Source organism: Sphaerochaeta globosa str. Buddy (assembly GCF_000190435.1).
Lineage (GTDB): Bacteria > Spirochaetota > Spirochaetia > Sphaerochaetales > Sphaerochaetaceae > Sphaerochaeta > Sphaerochaeta globosa.
The window spans coordinates 1,374,061-1,394,280 of record NC_015152.1 but is presented as its reverse complement, the minus strand read 5'-3'; the positions used below and the strand labels follow the sequence as shown (position 1 = coordinate 1,394,280).

General features: G+C 49.8%; 17 protein-coding genes. 3 read left to right on the top strand and 14 right to left on the bottom strand.

All coding sequences use genetic code 11. From position 1 onward, the window contains the following. Positions 1-138: 138 nt before the first annotated feature. Together SPIBUDDY_RS06540 and SPIBUDDY_RS06535 are read right to left on the bottom strand one after the other, a co-directional pair. Positions 139-1,020, bottom strand: a complete 882-nt coding sequence (locus SPIBUDDY_RS06540) for a sigma-70 family RNA polymerase sigma factor (RefSeq protein WP_013606962.1) — start codon at positions 1,018-1,020, stop codon at positions 139-141. A gap of 232 nt (positions 1,021-1,252) precedes the next feature. Beyond that, complete coding sequence (locus SPIBUDDY_RS06535) at positions 1,253-1,708, bottom strand: hypothetical protein (RefSeq protein WP_013606961.1); 456 nt, start codon at positions 1,706-1,708, stop codon at positions 1,253-1,255. 221 nt (positions 1,709-1,929) lie between these two features. Here SPIBUDDY_RS06535 and SPIBUDDY_RS06530 point away from each other — a divergent pair, with 221 nt between their 5' ends. Continuing rightward, positions 1,930-2,202, top strand: coding sequence for a co-chaperone GroES (locus SPIBUDDY_RS06530; RefSeq protein ID WP_013606960.1), 273 nt, complete (start codon positions 1,930-1,932; stop codon positions 2,200-2,202). A gap of 106 nt (positions 2,203-2,308) precedes the next feature. Here SPIBUDDY_RS06530 and SPIBUDDY_RS06525 read toward each other — a convergent pair whose 3' ends face one another. Genes SPIBUDDY_RS06525 through SPIBUDDY_RS06500 form a run of 6 tightly spaced genes read right to left on the bottom strand, consistent with a single transcriptional unit; the run spans position 2,309 to position 9,708 of the window. Beyond that, a complete protein-coding gene (locus SPIBUDDY_RS06525; protein ID WP_013606959.1) occupies positions 2,309-4,405 on the bottom strand; it encodes an ATP-dependent DNA helicase in 2,097 nt (698 codons plus the stop codon). Further along, positions 4,392-5,753 (bottom strand): sigma-54-dependent transcriptional regulator, encoded by a 1,362-nt coding sequence (locus SPIBUDDY_RS06520; protein WP_013606958.1) that lies wholly within the window; start codon positions 5,751-5,753, stop codon positions 4,392-4,394. The genes SPIBUDDY_RS06525 and SPIBUDDY_RS06520 overlap by 14 nt, the downstream gene beginning before the upstream one ends. Then, positions 5,743-6,936, bottom strand: a complete 1,194-nt coding sequence (locus SPIBUDDY_RS06515; protein ID WP_013606957.1) for a two-component system sensor histidine kinase NtrB — start codon at positions 6,934-6,936, stop codon at positions 5,743-5,745. Before SPIBUDDY_RS06515 ends, SPIBUDDY_RS06520 begins: the two co-directional genes overlap by 11 nt. Then, positions 6,933-8,114, bottom strand: coding sequence for a DNA polymerase III subunit delta' (locus SPIBUDDY_RS06510; RefSeq protein ID WP_013606956.1), 1,182 nt, complete (start codon positions 8,112-8,114; stop codon positions 6,933-6,935). Before SPIBUDDY_RS06510 ends, SPIBUDDY_RS06515 begins: the two co-directional genes overlap by 4 nt. Beyond that, positions 8,107-8,634 (bottom strand): CvpA family protein, encoded by a 528-nt coding sequence (locus SPIBUDDY_RS06505; RefSeq protein ID WP_013606955.1) that lies wholly within the window; start codon positions 8,632-8,634, stop codon positions 8,107-8,109. Before SPIBUDDY_RS06505 ends, SPIBUDDY_RS06510 begins: the two co-directional genes overlap by 8 nt. A gap of 3 nt (positions 8,635-8,637) precedes the next feature. Then, positions 8,638-9,708 carry a UDP-N-acetylglucosamine--N-acetylmuramyl-(pentapeptide) pyrophosphoryl-undecaprenol N-acetylglucosamine transferase gene (locus SPIBUDDY_RS06500; protein ID WP_013606954.1) on the bottom strand — a complete coding sequence of 357 codons (1,071 nt, stop codon included), beginning with the start codon at positions 9,706-9,708 and terminating at the stop codon, positions 8,638-8,640. A gap of 176 nt (positions 9,709-9,884) precedes the next feature. On the opposite strand from SPIBUDDY_RS06500, the gene secA reads away from it, so the two are divergent. After that, positions 9,885-12,650: a preprotein translocase subunit SecA gene (gene secA, locus SPIBUDDY_RS06495; RefSeq protein ID WP_013606953.1), complete on the top strand. Its 2,766-nt coding sequence runs from the start codon at positions 9,885-9,887 to the stop codon at positions 12,648-12,650. 76 nt (positions 12,651-12,726) lie between these two features. Here the strand turns inward: secA and SPIBUDDY_RS06490 are convergent, their stop codons facing one another. After that, positions 12,727-13,845 (bottom strand): M23 family metallopeptidase, encoded by a 1,119-nt coding sequence (locus tag SPIBUDDY_RS06490; RefSeq protein WP_013606952.1) that lies wholly within the window; start codon positions 13,843-13,845, stop codon positions 12,727-12,729. Between the two features lie 41 nt (positions 13,846-13,886). Here SPIBUDDY_RS06490 and SPIBUDDY_RS06485 point away from each other — a divergent pair, with 41 nt between their 5' ends. Further along, entirely contained in the window at positions 13,887-15,554 is a 1,668-nt protein-coding gene (locus SPIBUDDY_RS06485; RefSeq protein WP_013606951.1) for a peptidoglycan D,D-transpeptidase FtsI family protein, read from the top strand. Here the strand turns inward: SPIBUDDY_RS06485 and SPIBUDDY_RS06480 are convergent. Genes SPIBUDDY_RS06480 through SPIBUDDY_RS06460 form a run of 5 tightly spaced genes read right to left on the bottom strand, consistent with a single transcriptional unit; the run spans position 15,551 to position 20,210 of the window. Continuing rightward, positions 15,551-16,543 carry a flagellar biosynthesis protein FlhF gene (locus tag SPIBUDDY_RS06480; protein ID WP_013606950.1) on the bottom strand — a complete coding sequence of 331 codons (993 nt, stop codon included), beginning with the start codon at positions 16,541-16,543 and terminating at the stop codon, positions 15,551-15,553. The two genes, SPIBUDDY_RS06485 and SPIBUDDY_RS06480, sit on opposite strands and share 4 nt — an antisense overlap. An 8-nt stretch (positions 16,544-16,551) precedes the next feature. Continuing rightward, the gene (hslU, locus tag SPIBUDDY_RS06475) at positions 16,552-17,931 is read right to left on the bottom strand and encodes an ATP-dependent protease ATPase subunit HslU (protein ID WP_013606949.1); all 1,380 of its coding nucleotides are present in this window, start codon (positions 17,929-17,931) and stop codon (positions 16,552-16,554) included. A gap of 3 nt (positions 17,932-17,934) precedes the next feature. Continuing rightward, the gene (gene hslV, locus SPIBUDDY_RS06470; protein WP_013606948.1) at positions 17,935-18,471 is read right to left on the bottom strand and encodes an ATP-dependent protease subunit HslV; all 537 of its coding nucleotides are present in this window, start codon (positions 18,469-18,471) and stop codon (positions 17,935-17,937) included. After that, entirely contained in the window at positions 18,464-19,357 is an 894-nt protein-coding gene (gene xerA / locus SPIBUDDY_RS06465; protein ID WP_013606947.1) for a site-specific tyrosine recombinase/integron integrase, read from the bottom strand. Before xerA ends, hslV begins: the two co-directional genes overlap by 8 nt. Then, a complete protein-coding gene (locus tag SPIBUDDY_RS06460; protein WP_013606946.1) occupies positions 19,350-20,210 on the bottom strand; it encodes a DNA-processing protein DprA in 861 nt (286 codons plus the stop codon). The genes xerA and SPIBUDDY_RS06460 overlap by 8 nt, the downstream gene beginning before the upstream one ends. Positions 20,211-20,220 lie beyond the last annotated feature (10 nt).

Sequence of the window (20,220 nt, the reverse complement as noted above, 5' to 3'; positions counted from 1 at the left end):
TCGCATACAAATTTAATTATTCGCATGCGAATTTCTTATCTGCATCCTAACATGGACGAAACTCTCTGTCAATACGAAAAAACCGGACACATATATGCCCGGCTTTTTCAATCTATATTGATACACCCTAGGGTGCTGTTATGCGATATAGCTTTCCACCATCTTACTTTTTGACGGATTTCTCAAGCGCTCAAGTGCCTTCTTCTCAATCTGGCGGATGCGCTCTTTGGTAAGGTTGTACAGCTCGCCGATTTCCTTCAGAGACATCGGAGTCTTTCCCTCCAGGCCGAAGCGGAGCTCGATAATATCGCGTTCCTTGTCACTGAGGGTGGCAAGCAGAGAACGAACATCTTCCTTCAAGGAAGCATCCAGCAAGGATTGCTCGGGGTTCTGGCTCTCATCTTCAATGAAATCGCCGATATTGCTGGCACTACCGTCGGTAAAAACCGGGGCATCCAAGCTTATCAGATCGCGGCTGATGGAGAGAAGGTTGGAAACGTGCTTTGGGTCAAAACCGGTAAGGGTGCCGATCTCTTCCATACTCGGGTCGTCGGTGCTCAAATCCTTCATCAACGAACGTTGTGCCTTATGCATCTGCAGCAATTCATTGGTCCGGTTCAGCGGAAGACGCACCGCCCTGCTCTTTTCATTAATGGCTTTCATAATCGACTGGCGAATCCACCAGACGGCATAACTGATGAAATGATATCCCTTATCGGGATCGAATTTCTCCAAGGCTGTCATCAAGCCGATGTTTCCCTCATTGATTAAATCAACCAAAGGCATACCCTGATTCTGATATTTCTTGGCTACATTCACGACAAAACGAAGGTTGGATTCAATCATGCGCTTGCGGGCGAATTCGTCACCCTTTTGGGCGCGCTTGGCAAGGACAAGTTCCTCTTGGGGGGTAAGCAAAGGAATTTGGTTGATTTCCTTCAGATACATACTCAGTATATTTGCATCGTCATAGGCATAAGAATCATCGGTATGGTTAAGCATGGTGCGTTTCGTTTTCATGTTGCATTCTCCCTTTTGGGTCGTTGGAAAGGTAAATGCAACTAACGTGCCAAGTTTTATATAAAACTATTATTTCTATATTTTATATACTTTTAATTAATTGGGTATAATTTCAAATGGCAAATTTCACCAAATACAACGAGGAAAACGAGTCCAAACTGGTCTATTTTGACACATCGGCAAAAAGTTCCCCATATTCCGGTTCATTCTGACCCATTGTGAACACAAAAGCTCAACCAACCGACCATTTCGGATCACAATCACCCACCAGCCACGGGAAATCGAGCTCGATGGAGGCGAACCACTGGGTTAGATTCTCTGAAGCAAAGGGAAGCTCACTCTCCTGGAGTTGCTCCTTGAGCTGCTCGTACTCCATCTTCAGAAAATCGTGAATCATATCCCCTTCACTCAGGGAACAGGTGATGCAACGCTTGCCCATCAGGTACATCGCAAACTGGCGACGGAAGAAATCGAGCCATTCCTTATCCGGGTTGAACATTTCATTTCCCCTGATCAGAAATACATCGATGAAACAGTTCAGGCTGCTCGCCATATCCTGTGATTTGGCAAAGAGATGAGCAAGATTATAAAAATGTCTCCAAATCTGCTCAAAGCTTGCATTGGCACTGAGAAAAACATATTCTTGCTGTTTCATTAGCTGTGTAGTAAGTTCTCGTTGTGCGTCCATTCCATATTCCCTTTTCATCGTACACAGAATATAGTAAAGGCTCCTAATAACGGCAAGCTAAAGAGCGTTGTTTTTTCGCAGTGCGCATGTTCTGCACACGTTACATGCGTATTGCACAAATCAGCTTGCCTGTCTTGCTTCTTTTGACTATATTATCTGAAGCGAAGGCGAAGCCCTCGTAATAACACTATCACATTTACCTATGGTTGGAGGAAGATACAATGACCATTAAGCCTTTGGCAGACAGAGTATTGGTGAAAATTGAAGAGGTGCAGGAGAAGACGGCAAGCGGTCTGTACATCCCTCAGACAGCACAGGAAAAGACCCAGATCGGTACTGTTGTTGCAGTCGGTGAAGGGACTGACAAGGTCAAGATGACCGTCAAGGAAGGCGATCGCGTCATGCACGACAAGTATGCCGGAACTTCTGTGAAGTCGGATGGCAAGGAATACCTAATCCTCAGCATGAAGGATGTCCTGGCAATCATCGAGTAGCACAAGCGAATACGAGAAGCAGGTGGGAAGCAATTCCCACCTCTTTTTTATGTTTCTCTTGTCATTTCAATGTATCTCGTCTGAAAATTGTCAGAGCCTTTCGTTTTCAACCATACAGAAAGTTCTCAATTTTATCACAGAGTCCCTCGGTCATCGTCTCAGGATGAAAACTCTCGGGAAGTGAACGCAGCATGTAGACTCCGTAATTCTTCGTGACAACCCTGCTGTCGAGAATCAACACGACACCTCTGTCTGCAGTACTACGCAGCAACCGGCCAAATCCTTGCTTGAGTTTCATGGTTGCCGACTGCAAAGCCAGCTGGTAAAACCCACTGCCGCCGGACTTGTCAATCGCCTCACACCGTGCCTTGAATACCGGATCGGAAGGAACCGTGAACGGAAGCTTGACAATGATAACCATCCGTAGCGTATCGCCGGGGGCATCCACCCCCTCCCAGAAGGATGAGGTTGCAAAGAGCGTACTGTCCTGTTCTGCTATGAATCGATTGAGCAGGGTGTAACGGTCCAGGTCTCCTTGCGCCAACAAGGTAATACCCGCTTGTTCAAACTGGGAAGCAAGCATGAGCTTGATTTGTTTGAGCATTACGTAGGAGGTAAAAAGAACCAAGGACCCTCCGCCTGCACTATGCACTGCTTTGAAAATAGTCTGAGCCAGATATTGGATATAGGGATTCTCCATCTCCTTGGCGGGAAGCGGAGCATCAGAGGGAGTCAAAAGCATCAAATGACTCTGATAGTCGAAAGGAGAGAGAAATATGCCCTTCAAAAATGGGCGCCTCTCGTCGTACGGCAGCCCCACCCGACTCGCCCAGAAGGCAAACTGATCACTCAAGTCCAAGGTTGCAGAGGTGCAAACCACGGTATCCAATTTGGTAAAGAGTGCATCTACAAGCAACGGAGCGATTGATAGAGGGGTAATGCGAACCTGTACATTCCGGTCACGGTTGTTCGATTCGGCATTGAACCAGTGGACCTCATCCTGCCATAACTCAAAGTTGCAGAAACGGGTGAGCACTTCGCTCATCATGGAAATTCTCGTCCCGCGTACTTTCAACTCGGCAAGCTTCGAATCCAATTCCTCGGGGGCTTTATTGTGTTCAAGAAATACATTGATCTTTGCTGCCAACCGACCGCTAGCCTCGGCAACCGAGGCGGCTGCCTTCACAAAATCAGCAAGACGACCCTGTTGTTCCACCTTGATAAGAACAGGTTGGAAGTCATTTTTCTGAAAGACGGCAAGCAGGTATTGGTCCAGGGTACCGACTTCCTGCATAAACAGGTGAATATCATCCTGAATGCGGTCGATGATGTCCACTTCAGTGCTGTACTCGCCGAGTTGTTCGAGCAGGGACTTACTGCTGTACTTTCCGGTACGCTGGATTCGGTGAATCTGACGCAACATTTCCCTGGAGTCATACTCATCGGTAAAATACTCAGTGGCATTCGATTCAATATTGTGAGCCTCGTCAATGATCAGGCGATTAAAGGGGGGAAGAATCATTTCCTCTGTGTAATCCACATCGCTGATATACCTGCTCTGGGCATCGGTAAAGAGCAGGTGGTGGTTGCTTACAATGATTTTTGCTTCCTTGGCCTTTGCTTTGGCCTTGAAGAAGAAGCACTCCTTGAAATACTCACAACTATGATTGGGACATAAATCCCCATCACAGCAAATTTCAGAACGCAGCTCAAAGCTCAACCGTGAAGGATAATCGGCAAACAGGCCTGTCTCTGCTTTCTTGATCCACTGCCCGACCTGATAGAGTTCACTCATCGGATCCTGGCTGAGCAAGCTGGCTTCGGCGCGAGTCTGTACGAACCTGAGAATGCACACATAGTTGCTCCGACCGACGGCCAGGGCAGTCTTGCACGAAAAGCCGAGGTACCGAAAGAGCATCGGGATGTCCTTTTCGTACAACTGCTTCTGCAAGTTGATCGTGCTGGTTGCAATGACGGTCCGCTCATCGGGACTGCTCATCGCATTGTACAGAGCGACCGCCAGGTACGCAAAGGATTTACCGATGCCGGTTCCCGCCTCAATGGCCGAAATGGCATTGGTCTCATAGCTTTCTCGAACCATTTCAGCCATCAAAAGCTGGCCTTCCCGGTATTCGTACCCGGGAAAGTTCTTCTCAAGCAGACCTCCCTTATCGAAGATCTCGTAAATGTCATGCTTCGTCAATGTGATATTCCTGTAGCTTGCGGTGCAAGGTTTTGCGTCCGATACCCAATACTTCGGCCGCTTTTGTCTTGTTCCCTGCACACGAGGCAAGGGTGGAGATAATCAACTGTTTCTCTGCTTCGGCAAGAGTGATGCCGACTTCCAGTGAAACGCTGCTGGTGTTCTGGGCCTTGCCGATATGCACCGGCAGGTCCTCAATATCAATAATGGTCGTCCTAGCCAATACTACGGCACTTTCTATGCAATTGCGCAACTCCCTGATGTTTCCCGGCCACTCATAGCTGAGTATTGCTCGCTTGGCCTGATTGGAGAAAGCCTCAATGCTTCTTCCATTTTCTTGGTTGAACAGCTGCAGGAAACTGGTCATCAGCAGGGGAATATCATCCTTGCGTTCCCTCAGGGGGGGGACTTCAAGGTGTACTACGTTCAAGCGGTAGTACAGGTCCTCACGAAAGTTTCCCTTCTCAATTTCTTTGGGCAGATCACGGTTGGTGGCGCATACGATGCGAACATCAACGGTGATTGACTTCTCACCCCCTACCCGCTCAAATTGCTTCTCCTGCAATACCCTGAGTAGTTTGACCTGGGTCGGAGCGTCGATCTCCCCGATTTCATCGAGGAAAATCGTTCCCCCGTCGGCTAGTTCAAATCGTCCCTTTTTCTCCTTGACCGCTCCGGTGAAAGAGCCTTTCTCGTGTCCGAAAAGTTCGCTTTCCAACAGACTTGCGGTAAGGGCGGCACAATGCACCTTGATGAACGGACCCTTGCTGCGGTTGCTGAGTTCATGAATGGCGTCGGCGACCAGTTCCTTGCCCACCCCGCTTTCTCCGGTGATGAGAACTGAAGCCTTGGTCGTAGCCACCTGGCTGACGGTATCCATCAACTCCACCATTTTCTGGCTTTTGCCGATAATGCGGTCATAGCGGTTGCGTGCCCGTAATTGTTCCACCTCTTCCTTCAGTCGTTCATGTTCAGCATAGAGGTCGGTATCCGAGAGGGCTTTTTTGACAACCAGCGACAGCCGGTCCAAATCCACGGGCTTGGTGAAGAAGTCGACCGCCCCACCCCGCATTGCTTCAACAGCGGTTTCGATGGTCCCATGCCCGGTAAGAATGATCACCGGCATGCGCGGGTAGGCTCCGCTTATTTTTTTCAGCAGGTCCTCTCCGCTCATTTTGGGCATCCGAAGGTCGGTGATGACCAAGTCCACCCCCAATTTGTTTATTTTCTCCCAAGCTTCCTGGCCATCGGAAGCCTGGACGCTCTCATACCCTTCGAGCTCCATTGCCATGGCCAAACCGCTTCGGATATTTTTCTCATCATCACAGATAAGGATGCTACGCTTCATAGTTTGCCTCCGTCATAGCCTGACTGTCCAAAGCGAGCCGCTCGCTCTTGGGTACTGGAAAGTAAAGGGTGAAAGTGGTTCCCTCTCCCAACTTGCTTTGGACCGTGATATCGCCTTTATGTTCCTTCATAATTTTATACACGACAGTCAAGCCAAGGCCTGTTCCCGTTGCTTTGGTGGTAAAGTAAGGTTCAAAGATTTTTTGTTGTGTCTGCTCATCCATCCCGATTCCGGTATCGATTACCTTCAGAAGGACCTGGTTTTGGTCATGCCGTACTTGAAGGATGATCATGCCGCCTCCTTCCATCGCATTCATTGCATTCTTGATAAGGTTTAGGAGGGCTTGCTTGATCAGATGCTCATCAAATTCCAATTTAGGCAACGAGGTTGGAAGATCCAGCTTCATTCGTACATGATGCTCAGAGAGCTCGGGCATCACAAAGTTGGTGACTTCCTCGAGCGTACGCGTAATCTGAGCCAAACGCAGACGGGTATCCATGGGCCTGACGGCAAAGAGGAAGTCCACCACAATTGAATTGAGCCTGCTTATTTCCTCATCCAGAACGTCCAGGTACCGCTGGGCATCGTCCAAGGTAAGTGATTCCTTTCGGCCGAACGCCTTTCGCAGCAGTTGCAAGTGGATGGCCATGGCAGCCAAAGGATTCTTGATCTCATGCGCGACACCGGCTGCCATGGTGGTCATTGAAGCAAGGTTTTCGCTTCTTCTAAGTCTGGCCTCATTGGCATTATGTTCGGTGACATCACTGAACATAACCACATAGGACGATCGGATACGCTCGTTATTGCTCTTATAGGAAAAGACCGTTACGGCGATGGTCTGAAGCGTATCGCCTTTCTGGAACGTAAACTCATTATTCTCGTCAGCTGCCTTCTGCTGCACCGAAAGGTTTATATACCGCAAGACATGCTCGTCATCGAGCACTTTGGAAAGGGCGAACCCTTCATAGGAGCGAAATCGAGCCATGGGTACAAGCGTTCTACAGTTGGAATTTGCATACAGGACAGTCAGCTTCTCGTCGGTGAGGATCACCCCGTCGTGAATCGATTCCAGGACATTCTCCAACATTTCGACATCGCCTGCCTGGGAGCGCATGATGTCTACAATCTGCTTCGAATCGAGTTGGTCAATCTTCTGGATTGCCCGTTGGACAAAGTTTTTCATCGCGCCTCCATCAAACGGTAGTACAAGGACTCCAACATCAGACGCCCGTTCTGATTGTACAACTGCCCCTCCGAAAAACTGCTGCTCACCAGATTGGAGAGCTTGTAGGCCAAATCTGTGGCAAGGTTTCCCTCTTCCAGTTCAAGCGAGAGCTGGTCCAAAAACGATCGCAACACGTACTCATAACTGTCCATGTCATCAACATTGGAGAGTAACTGCTGTAAATCGCCAAGGCTTATATACCGGTTGCTCTGTACTGATGAAAAAATCATGCTGGCGATCTGGCGATTCTTTTGGAGGTCCATACCCCCGCCTTCAAGGTAGAACTGTTCCAAGCTCTCATATTCCTTGTCATGGAGGTAATACGGCTCTAGATAGCGGCCAACCGCTTCTTTTCCCAACGGAGGGAATGCATACCTTCTCACCCGAGAAAGGATGGTACTCATAATACGGTTGGGAAATTCGCTGATAAGAAAGAAATAAGTATCCTCCGGCGGTTCTTCCAAAATCTTAAGCAGACTATTGCGCGCAGAGACATTGGTCTGTTCCATCGCTTCAAGAATAATGAATCGCTTGCTTGAGCCCATGCTGGTTTGGTTTACCCATTCATCCACCGCCCGTACCTGACCGATGGTGATCGTGGTATTCTTGCGGCTGGCCGCATACAGACTCTTGAGGGCAGAACGAAGGTCGTCAGCCCATTTTTTTGCTTCCTTGGGTCCCAGATCCTTTTCTTGGCTGAGGGAAATGAGCAACTCATTGACTGCAGCGGCTGCATCGAAAGCAGTATTCTGGGTAGGGTTTGCCGGAGTGAAAAAGCTATTATACTGAAGTAGTAGGATGCGAATGCTCCGAATTACCTGGATTTTTGAAAACTCGTTGCATTGACGCATGAAGGCGGACAGGTTGGTCTCGATCATGCTTTTGTGATCCCGCTGGCTTACCACCAAGACATTTGAAGCAGAAAGGGTTGCAAATTTACGGCAACTTCCACACGTACAACCTTCCAGGCCCTGATCGTTGCAGGAGAGAATGCGGGCTGCCTCCAAGGCAAAGCTCATTCTGAGACTGTAGCGTGGTCCTCCGAACAAATTCACCTGACTGAATGTACCGCCTTCAATCTGCGTGCGCATCTGTTCCGCCAAGGCGCGCTGAAAGGGTTCAAGCTTTTCAAACATGGGCTACCTGTAATGAGGATGAGAACCAATTCACTGTGTCGGGTACCAAGGGTCGGACGATATTGATCACAAACTGGCTTGCATCGAAAATCGGTGAGAGGTCAAATACTTTTTGCAACTCAAGCACATAGATGACAACACTTGCAGCGATAACAACCTCGATGACACCCCACAAAAACCCAAGAAGCCCATTCACTGCCTTAAGACCGGTGGCATTGAGGGCGGTTTCCAGCAGATTGCCAACGATGCGCGTCAAGCCGTAGCCGATAAGGAACAGGATAACAAAGGCGATCAAGCTGGAAAGAAGCGGCGGCAAGGCAAAGGACTGAGTGAACAGGTCAGCAATAATGCGGGTGAACATAAGACCAGAGAAAAATCCGACGATGTACCCGCTGCGGTGTGAGAATGCATCGGCGAACCCGGTAAGGGTATCTGCAATGCCCCCAATAATTGCCAGTACGAAGACAATGATGTCAATTGAGTTGAAATACACGGATCCGATGGTCAATCCCCATTGCATACCTTACTCCTTCATGCTGCAAAGCAGCTCTGCTATACGATGTGCACAATCTTTTTGTGCCAACTTCCTACTATTCTCAGAGAGCATTGTGCGCTTTTGCCGGTTGTCCAGCAAGTCTTTTACTTCATCAACAAACCGATTGAGGTCTGTTTCAGATACGAGCGTGCGGGCGGCATCCAGAGAGGCAAGGTGGAGTGCATTATCTATCTGGTCTCCCCTGCTATATTCCCGCCCCAAGGGTATGAGCAGGCTGGGACAACCAAAGAGTGCAAGTTCGGCTATGGTATTCGCCCCTGCACGGCTGACTACCAAGTCTGCACGTTTGAGCAGCGACGGCAACAAGTCCGTGATGAAAGCAACTTCTGTGTAGCGCTCAAATCGGAGGTTTTGTACATCCTTGGAGCCGCATTGATGATACACATAGGCCATCTGGGTCAAGGCTTCAAGATGGGTACGGACCAGTGCATTGATTTGCTGTGATCCGCTGCTGCCCCCAAGGACGAGAAGCAGCTTGTCGTCCCTGCCGATAAACGGTAGCTCCGTTTCATCATAGGGGGTATCGGCCTTTTCAACCAGACCGGAACGGATCGGATTGCCGGTAACCACACGTTTGGAAGCCTTTATGCTTTCAAATCCTTGTGCAAACGGTACACAGACATAGCGTGAGAAATGGGCATTGATACGGGTCGCCAGGCCTGCACTCGCATCACTTTCATGACTTACTACAGGAATTCCCAGGAAAAATGCTGCCAACACCGGTGGCACGGAAACGAAGCCCCCCTTGGAAAAGAGTACATCGGCTCTGTTGCGCTTAAGAATGAAGAAGGCCTGCCAAAATCCGGACAGGACATTGCCTATGTCCAGTAGATTCTGAATCGACCGATAACGTCTCAACTTCCCACTGCGGATGGCAAAAAAGGGAATACCCTGCTTCTGGACCACTTCCCGCTCGCTGTTCTCGTCCCTGCCAATCCAGAAAGCCCGATACCCTGCATGCTGTACAAGCTCTTCGTGTACGGCAAGTGCAGGGTAGATATGACCGAGGGTACCGCCCCCTGTATAGCAGACAACCATGCCTTGACTATACCATGTCAGACGGTAAACGACTAGTGATTTGTATCATCTTGATACAGTGTGGGTAGATTTGTCCCACCTTTTTCTCATGGTTTCACTTTTCTTGGCCTGCGAGAATGAGTATACTGGGAAGGAGGGGCCAAGCTCCTCAATATTTGCATGCAAGAGAGATATCCATGGGCAGCTCATTTTTTACAAAATTGTTCGGAACCAAGCAAGACAAGGACTTGAGGTCACTCGTCCCCCTCGTAGAACTGGTAAACAAGGAGGAAGCTTGGGCCTCGGCACTGTCCGACGATCAGTTTCCCGCGCAGACTGTCCTCTTTCGGCAGCAAGTTGCCCAAGGCGCCAGCTTGGAAAGTTTGTTGCCCAAGGCATTCGCCTTGGCCAGGGAAGCAGCAAAACGGGTGTTGGGCGAACGCCATTACGATGTACAGATCATGGGAGCGGCAGTACTCCATCAAGGAAAAATCTTGGAAATGAAAACCGGTGAAGGCAAGACGCTCACCTGTGTTCCCGCCGCCTATCTGAATGCGTTGGAAAATAAAGGGGTGCATATTGTCACCGTCAACGACTACCTAGCCGGACGTGACGCTTCCTGGATGGGACCCATTTATGAGTTCTTGGGCCTTTCGGTTGGAGTCATTCTCTCCGATATGGACAATGAGGCCAAAAGACGGGCTTACAGCAGGGATGTTACCTACGGAACAAACAATGAGTTTGGTTTTGATTACCTCAGGGACAACATGAAATGGTCGGCCCAGGAGAAAATCCAACCCAAGCACCATTACTGCATCATCGATGAAATTGACTCCATTCTCATAGACGAAGCAAGAACGCCACTGATCATCAGCGGCCAAAGTGAAGACGATTCAGCCCAAGTGCTGGGAGCTGCAAAAATTGCTGCTTTCTTGGTTGAGTGTGATAAGGATCCGGAGACCGGTGACTACTTTGAGCAGGACCCGCTTTCACGCTTCGAACGCAATGCAAAACCGTTTGAGGAACGCGGCGATTACAAGCTCGATGAGAAGCAGAAGAAAGTTTCCTTCACCAATCAGGGTATGCTCCACATGGAAGAGCTGCTCAACAAGCACCATGTCATCAACGGTTCAGTCTATGCCGATGAGAATTTTGAGTATGTGCACTATGTCACCCAGGCTGTGAAAGCACTGCGCCTGTATAGCAATGATGTCGATTATGTCGTAGTTGAGGGACAAGTCCAGATTGTCGACGAATTCACCGGCCGCATCCTGCATGGAAGACGGTACAGCGATGGACTGCACCAAGCGATCGAAGCCAAGGAAAAAATCAAGATTCTTGGGCAGAACAAAACACTGGCTACCATTACGTTCCAAAACTTCTTCCGCATGTACGACAAGATCAGCGGCATGACCGGTACTGCAGATACCGAAGCCCCGGAATTCCTGAAAATCTACAACCTCGATGTCGTCGTAATCCCTACCAACAAGCAAGTTGTCCGTAAGGACTTCCCTGATTTGGTTTATTACAACGAGCAGTTCAAATTCAAGGCAATCTGTGAGGAGATCGAGCGGGTACACAAGACTGGACAACCCATTCTGGTAGGTACCATCAGCATAGAGAAAAGTGAACTCCTATCGCTTTTACTGCGCAGAATGGGCATCAAGCATGAAGTGCTCAACGCAAAGAACCATGCTCGCGAGGCCATGATCATTGAGGAGGCCGGCGCCAAGGGGGCCGTCACCATCGCTACAAACATGGCCGGTCGAGGAACAGACATCAAGCTCGGAGGCAGTATAGATGCTAGGGCTCGCAGACTATGCGGCACAGAAGCTTCGCCTGAAGAGTTTGCAAAGGCACTCAAGGAAGTCTTCCCTTCCTGGAAAAAGGATTATGAAGAGGTAAAGACACTCGGAGGGCTCTACATCCTTGGAACTGAAAGGCATGAGTCCAGGCGTATCGACAACCAGCTCAGGGGACGAAGCGGCAGGCAGGGGGATCCCGGTGCAAGCCGTTTCTTCGTCTCGTTGGACGATCCTCTGATGAGGCTCTTCGCATCGGAAAATCTGAAGAACATCCTGGGGAAAATCGGTATGCAGGACGGGGAGCCCATCGAACACCGTATGCTCTCCAATGCCATCGAGAAAGCCCAGAAACGAGTGGAGGACCGCAACTTCGAAATCAGAAAACATCTGCTCGATTATGACGATGTGCTCAATGAGCAGCGCAACTTCATGTATGCAGAACGTGATGCGATCCTTAGCGACGAGCATTTGCTTGAAAGAGTCAGGGCAATCTGCCATGAAATCAGTTTCCAGATTGTCGACACGGTTTTTGCAAATGTCAAAGATGACCAGAAAGGCGTGAAAATCCTTTCAGAAATGCTGACCACCTTCCAGCTTGAAGTCCCTGTCTTGGACGAAAAAGCGACCAGTGAGGCATATAAGCAGCATCTTCAACAGTGCATTGATACGGAAATTGACTCCAAGGTAGCACTGACAGGAGAAAAGCCTTTCAACGATTTTCTTCGGTTCAATTACCTCAGGCAGGTCGATCTTCGCTGGCAGGATCACCTAACCACCCTTGAGGACCTTCGCGACGCTGTGAGCTTACGCTCCTACGCCCAGAAGAATCCACTGGTGGAGTACAAGGTCGAAGGTTTTGAAATCTTCAATGAGATGCTTGAAGGTATCAAGCACTTCATGGCCCAGACGTTGGTACGGGTACAGATAACCCGTCCCGAGCAGTCGTATCAAAGGCCGAGCAGCAAGGCGAAAATGGTTGAATCCCATACGGCAAAAGGGGCGTTCGCCTCGGAGTCGCAGCCCAATAGGCGCGTTCAGGGCGGCGGCGATGTGGCTGCAGTCACAATCAGGCGCGACCAACCGAAGGTCGGACGCAACGATCCGTGTCCCTGTGGAAGCGGAAAGAAATACAAGCAATGTCATGGAAAGAATAGCTGATAGATTGGGACCGGATTTCCGGTCCCTTTTTTGTTTTTTGTTTCTAGAGTTCTTTGCTTATTTGATTATTAGTTTTCTAGAAGAACTGTGTCGGATCGAGAGCGATACCCGATTGTTCAATGCTGAAGAAAAGCGTAGGCCGATCATAGCTGGTTCCGCTGGTACCGATGCTGCCGATCGTTTCACCCTTGGAAAGAGTCATGCCGATACGGACCTCAACATTCTCCAAATGATAATAGCTGGTACGGTAGCCACCCTCATGACTGAGTACGACAAACCTTCCCCTGCCCTTCACCTCGTAACCGGCATCCACGACTTGACCGCTTGCGGATGCCACGACGGCCGAGCCCCAATTACCAACCAACAGGATACCCGTTATGCTTTCGCTTGTACCTGTTGCCGGGTTGATATAGGGTTGGCCAAAGAGTGTGGTAATCGTGCCTGAGGCAGGTTTCTGGAATTGGATGGGAGCTACATCAGTCAACTGGCTGGTGGATGCAGAAGAAGTGTCGGGAATAAACAGCTGCTGACCGACAAGGATGTTCTCACTCTTCAAGCCGTTTATTTCCTGCAGCGTTTTCCATCCAAGCGAAGGACTGTACTTGCGGGCGATGGTTGAAAGCATATCCCCTTCCCGAACGGTGTACAGTTGTCCATCGCGGTCGGGGATCTTGAGGGTTACACCCTCGCGGATAGCCTGGATATTGCGAATTTGGTTGACACTGATCAGCGTCTGGGTTTTCAAAGTATACATGGCTGCGATGGATGCCAGGTCCTCGCCTGCGGCAACAAGGTGATCGGCATATTGGATGGTAACCGAGTTGGCTGAGCGGACCGGTGCAGGTCGGTCGGAAAGAGAGCGAGCTTGGGTATCGATTACTGCAGCATCGGCTATGGATCCTGCAACAGGAGTAGATGGGGGTTCAGCTGAAGGGGCCAGCACCGGTACAACCTCAGGGGCATCACTAATTTTCTCAACCGTAGGCAACAACTCTACAACGGGTTTGGAACCTTCGCCGCCCTTGGAATCCAGCGCTGGGAAAAATTGATACCAAATAACAATCACCACCACGCAAATGGCAATGCCCAATGCAATGGTCCAAATCAGACCACGGCTGGGTTTTGTTCGCTGACCCTCCGTTTTGGCACGCCAGGAAGATCGCTCCTGCATATCATCATAGTAGTCTTTTGCCATAGCTCGACATTACCTTTCCTACATAGTAGTATAAAACAATCATGGCTACCAGTCCAAAACATTCCTATATCAGGCTCTTCTGCCTTCTATGTATCACATTTTTGGGAATAATTCTGCTCAGATTGGGCTTTTTAATGCTTTTTGAACGAAGAAGCGTTACATCCTATACTGACCCAAAGGTTGCGAACCAAGTAATCAGAGGCACTATTTACGACAGGAATCAACAAATTCTTGCCATCCAAACACCCTATTGGGGAGTCTATCTCCATTTGAATGCCATCAAGGATCTGCAGCTGGTAAGCGAAGTCATTGCACCCTATGTCCAGATGAATCCCGACGAAATCCAAAAAAAAGCGGCTGCATATACAACCTATGCACAAATCAAGGAACGTATCGACGACCGAATGGTCCAGCCGCTTATGGATGCCATCCAGAAATATTCCCTCAGAGGCCAAGTGAATGTCGAGAAACGGATGGGAAGGACTTACCCCGCCCAATTCCATGCATCACAGACCATCGGCTTCATCAATACAGAGGGAGAGGGAATCGAAGGAATCGAGCTGAGTCAGGAAACGTATCTGAACCCCTATCCTGCACTGGGTGATACCCATACCACCTATGGACAGGACATCACCCTCACCCTGGATTTGGATATCCAGTATACCCTGGATGTCCAATTACAGCAGATTGCCGACGAACACATGCCCGATTATGCAATGGCGCTTGTACTGGATGCCTCTAACGGTGATATTCTGGGGATGAGCAGCTACCCCTGGTATGACGTGAATGCCCTTTCCTCATCCAATGAGGAACAGCGTAAAAACCATGCAGTGAACAACCTGTTTGAACCGGGTTCAGTCTTCAAGCTCTTCAGTCTTGCCGCAGTGCTCAAGAGCGGGGAGGCCCACACCGAAGAAAGCTTTGAATGTGATGGCACCTACACCTTCAAAGCGGGAGAGAGCAACATCACCATCAACTGTACTGCAGTACACGGTCTGGTCGATCCTGAAACGATGATCAGCAAATCCTGCAACGGGGCAATCGTGCATTGGGCACTACAGACCGATGCAAAGGCTTTCTATGACGTGCTCAACAGCCTGGGCTTCAACACGTCCTATGATATCGGGCTTCCCTCTCGGGCGCGATCGCAGATAGCTCCCCCTTCCACATGGTCCGGTCGGTCTCAGGCGACTATCTCGTTCGGTCAGGAACTGCTTTCCTCAGCTCTTCATCTGGCAACCGCCGCCACAGCGTTATGTCCCTCAGGTGAGCTATTGCGCCCCAATCTGATTCTCCGACGGACTTCACCGGTCGATGGAAGCGTTCTCTATGAACGTGAGCGTACCGTGTTGGAAAAGGTGTTGGACAGCGAGACAACCGCACTAATCCGTAGCGGTATGCTCAAGGCAACCCAGCAAGGCGGTACAGGAATTCGGGCACATGTTGCAGGAATTGACTTGGGAGTAAAAACTGGAACAGCACAAATCCTCAATCCGCAAACCAACAGCTATGAGGATGGAACCGTGTTGGCTTCGACCTTGGCTTTGGTCCCCATCGATAACCCCAAATACATCGTGTATGTTGGGGCCGGCAATCCAAAAGGCGACACTATCTGGGGTTCAAATATTGCAGCACCTGCAATTGCAAACATCGTGCAAGCTTTGATAAGTCAAGGCAAGCTGATAGGCAAGAATACAACAATTCGCTAAAGGGATGGGAAAAACTGGAGTAGGTCCAGGCTGAAACCTTGAAGCCTGGTCATCAGATAGGCTGCTGAGGCAGGATGAAAGTCCTGGGGGATGGTCTGTCCATCGGCAAGGAAGAGCAACGGTACATCCGACTTTTGTACAAAGCTCAAGAGATTACCGATACCACTGGTTTCATCGAGTTTCGTACAGATAATCGCTTTCACCCTTTGTTTTGCAAAGAGTTGTTGTTGTGCTAGCAAATCGCTTTCCTTATGGGAAGCACTCACCACCAAGTAGGTACTGCACCCTTGGAAGGGAAGTACGGCAAGCATGCCATCCAGAAAGGCCTTGAGCTCCTCATCTTTTGCACTACGCCCACTGGTATCGACCAGGATATGGTCGAATCCCTTAAGGGAAGCAAGCAAGCCTGCCAAAGCAGACTCATCGGAGGCTTCATACAAAGGAAGGGCAAACTCATGCGCAAATTGCCGAATTTGCTCCACCGAGCCGGTCCGTTGCGTATCGAAGCTCAAGAGTGCAACTTTCTTACCCTTCTGAGCACGCAAGTACAAGGCAGTCTTGACCAAGGTCGTAGTCTTTCCTACACCGGCAGCACCCACGAATATGGCAAACTTGGATCCAATTTCATCCTCAAACTGTATTCCTTCAAACAGGCTTTGCAGCAGCTGAACCTCAATTTCGGTTTGGGAATGCTCGATCTTGCCTGCAAATACTTTCTCATGAAAAGACAGAGGGATGTCGTTGGAGGTTAGCAAATTGGCAAGGTAGGCTTCTGCATTGAAAACCTTCACCTCAACAGGCTCAGGTTCCGGTGTCAGTGCTCGTTCCTTTACCAGATAGTAGGTGATTGCACAACGCTTCTGTTTTGCCAGCAGAGAACCTTTGGAAAAATCCTTACGGGTATGAATGCGCACGGCATTCCCGTGTTCGCTACGGGCCTGCCTGAGTGCGCTTTCATAATCACTTGCTTCAAGGCTAAGGAATTCCAAATCCGCTCCTAAAGGATAAACTTCGAAAGGTCCTGATTCTGAATAACATCGCCGAGTCGTTCATCCACGTAGGCTCGGGTGATGGGGATAGTCTGTCCGGTAAGCTCATCTGCACTGAAGCTCAATTCCTCAAGGAGTTTTTCCATGATGGTAAAGAGCCTTCTGGCACCAATATTATCATGACTTGAGTTCACCTCATAGGCAATTTCACTAATTCTCCTGATGGCCTCATCCTCAAAGATTATCTGCACACCCTCGGTCTTGAGCAATTCGCGATATTGCATCGTAATTGCATTGGCCGGTTCAGTCAGAATCCTATAGAAATCGTCAGCTTTCAGGTCATCCAATTCTACGCGCAGCGGAAAGCGTCCCTGCAATTCAGGAATCAAGTCGCTGGGTTTGGAGACATGGAATGCTCCACTGGCGATGAACAGAATGTGAGTGGTGTCAATCACGCCCCATTTGGTGGAAACGCTGGTCCCTTCGATGATGGGTAGGATATCACGCTGGACGCCTTCACGGGAAACATCGATGCCACCGCCCGATCCGCCGCTTTTGGCAACCTTGTCAATCTCATCGATGAATACAATACCCATCTGTTCGACCCGTTCCTTCGCTTCGTCGATGGCTCGGTCGGTGTCAACAGCCTTGTCGGTCTCTTCCTCGGTGAAAATCTCCCTGGCCCGCTTGACTGTCAGCTTGCGGTTGTGGGCTTTGCCATTGCCGAAAATGGAACCGATGCTTTGCATCGCCTCCTGCAGCTCCTCCATATTGGGTTGTCCAAGCACCTCGATGCCGACGCGCTTGCGGCTTTGCACATTGATCTCAACCTCGCGTTCATCGAACTTGCCATCGCGCAACATCTGCCGAAACCGCTCACGGGTGACTTTCTGGCTGTCGGTATAGCTGCTGCCCACTGCTATGATGTCCACCGACGGGTCTTCCTTTACCTGAGGCAGCAGAATATCCAACAACCGCTCTTCCACCCGGTTCTGGACCTTTTCCAGTTCACGTTCGGCAAGCTCAGCTTTTACCTGCTGTACAGCAATGCTCATCAAATCACGGATGATTGATTCCACATCCCGACCGACATACCCGACCTCAGTATATTTGGTCGCCTCAACCTTGATGAATGGGGCATTGGAAAGCTTCGCTATTCGGCGAGCAATCTCAGTTTTTCCCACCCCGGTGGGCCCGATCATGATGATATTCTTTGGAGAAACCTCATCCCGAATTTCCAGCGGCAGGCGTTTGCGGCGGGTCCGGTTGCGAATCGCAACGGCAATCGTCCGTTTTGCCTGCTTCTGACCGATTATGTACTTATCGAGTTCCTTCACTATTTCGGAAGGCTTGAGCTCGTCAAGCTTCTTGCTTGCTGCATATGCCATCTCTTACAATACCTCTACATTGATTGAATCGTCGGTGTAGATGCACAGTTTCGCTGCGATTTCCACACTCTTGCGGGCTATCTGCTCCGCACTCATCGTCGGGCTCGCCTCAAGGTACGCCAGGGCCGCACTGAGCGCATAGTTTCCCCCGCTGCCGATGCCGATGGCATCGCGTTCAGGATCGACAACATCCCCTGCCCCGTTGATCAGGAAAATCCGCTTACCGTCGCTGACCAGCATCATAGCCTCAAGCTGTCTCAGTTGCTTATCAACTCTCCATTGTTTGGCAAGTTCCACAGCAGAACGGGTCAAATCACCGTTGAACTGCTTCAGCTTCGTTTCAAACAGCTCGAAGAGCGTGAAGGCATCGGCAGTGGTACCGGCAAAACCGGTGATGACTTTGCCATCATACAGCGTGCGTACCTTATGTGCGTTCGACTTGAGAATGGTATCTCCGGCAGTTACCTGCCCATCGCCGGCTATTGCTACATGACCGTCCTTTCGGACTGCTACGATCGTGGTTCCTTTAAAACTACTCATCCTGTTTCCTTCCATGAGGATGGCTATACGCATATACGTGAGCCAACCTCTCTTTTGATACGTGGGTATAAATCTGCGTTGTCGAGATACTCTGATGACCGAGCAGCTCCTGCACCAGACGGATATCAGCCCCATTGTCCAGGAGATGGGTGGCATAGGTGTGCCTCAACACATGAGGGGTGAACGGTTTTTGCCAACCAAGTCTACTTCTGTACACAGCAAACATACTACCAACGGTACTCATCGGCAACTGTTTTCCCTTGTTTGAGCAAATGAGAAGAGGATTCGAAAACCGCTCGTGCTTCAGACTCAGATAGGAGGAAAGCAAAGAGGCGCAGTGATCGGTGAAAAAAACATATCGGCTTTTATTCCCCTTTCCCAGGACACGGACTCTTTTCGTCTCCCACTCAATATCACTTTCCTTGATCGAAAGCAGTTCACTGATACGACACCCTGTATCGTAGAGCAAGGTAAAAACAGTCATATCACGGGTGGAGGGAAAATCAGCATAGGGCAGACTGAGCAACGCTGTTACTTCTTCGACGGTGAGTACCGAGGGCAACCTATCCATCTGGCGGTGTACAGCAATGAGGGAGAAGGGATTGGATGCAATTCTTTCTGCTTTCAGCAAGGAAGAATAAAAACTTCGGGCACAGCTGATCTTGCGGTTGATGCTCGATTGCGCATAGCTGCTATCCTTGACCAAGTATCGCACAAACATGCGTGCATCCTCGCGTGAAGCCTCGAGCAACGGTACTTGCAGTGATGTAAAATAGCTCTGCAGTTGCAATAAGTCCCGTTCATAGGCACAGAGGGTATGTTCGCTGAGACTGCGGATACTTTTCTGCGTAGTAAGAAACGTTGCGATCAGATTCTCTTCATGCATGGTCTAGACTATAGCATGAGGGCCCAAAACGGTACAATGAGCCGGCTTGGATCCTTGCCTGGACAGGCCAGCTTCGCAAAGCAGCAATCTGCTGATACCCATCAACAATTTCACAGCCCATTTCTGCAAGGCTGCGTGAACCTGCATTCAGACTGCCACCCCGAGTTCCCAGACTGTGTACATACACATCCCTTCCGAGATCGAGGGCGCAGGTGGTACAGTGAAGCGCCCCTGATTTGAGCGGTGCCTGCACTACGAGTGTAACCTCAGCCAAGGCAGTAGAAAGAACATTGCGGCTGAGACAGCGAAACCGAAGAGCCTCATCGTCGGGCTCATAGGGAGAGATCAGACAAAAAGCCGAAAGCAAAGCGTTGTTTGTAATACGATTCACCGCCAGCCCACAGTCGCAGACAACGACTGCCCTCTTGTTGCTGTCCTTCAGGGCATACAGCGCACAGCGGTCAATGCCTCGGCTATTGCTGGTCACCACAATGGTATCATTCGCTCCCGCTTCCAAGGCAAGCTCATAGGAGCTCTGGCTGCCAAGCCCGTCAGCATAGCGGGTTCCACACACCAAAAGCATCCGCTCGGTTTGGGTCGGCAAATCCTGCGTATACATGAGCCGGAAAGGAGGGTTTTCCAATTGGTAGAATTGTTTGGGGTAGGATGGCATTCCATAAAAGACAATCCGCGTCCGGCCTTGTGCAAGGAACGAAAGCATCCGTTGTGTTTTTCCAGCAATCGCCCCGGCTTTGGCCAAATCTGAAGATGAGGGATTGCTGTAGGCAAGATTCAGTTTCTCATCAGCGCTGAGAGAAAGTTGGCTTATGGATAAAAGCGTCGAAAGTTTCATACAACAAAGG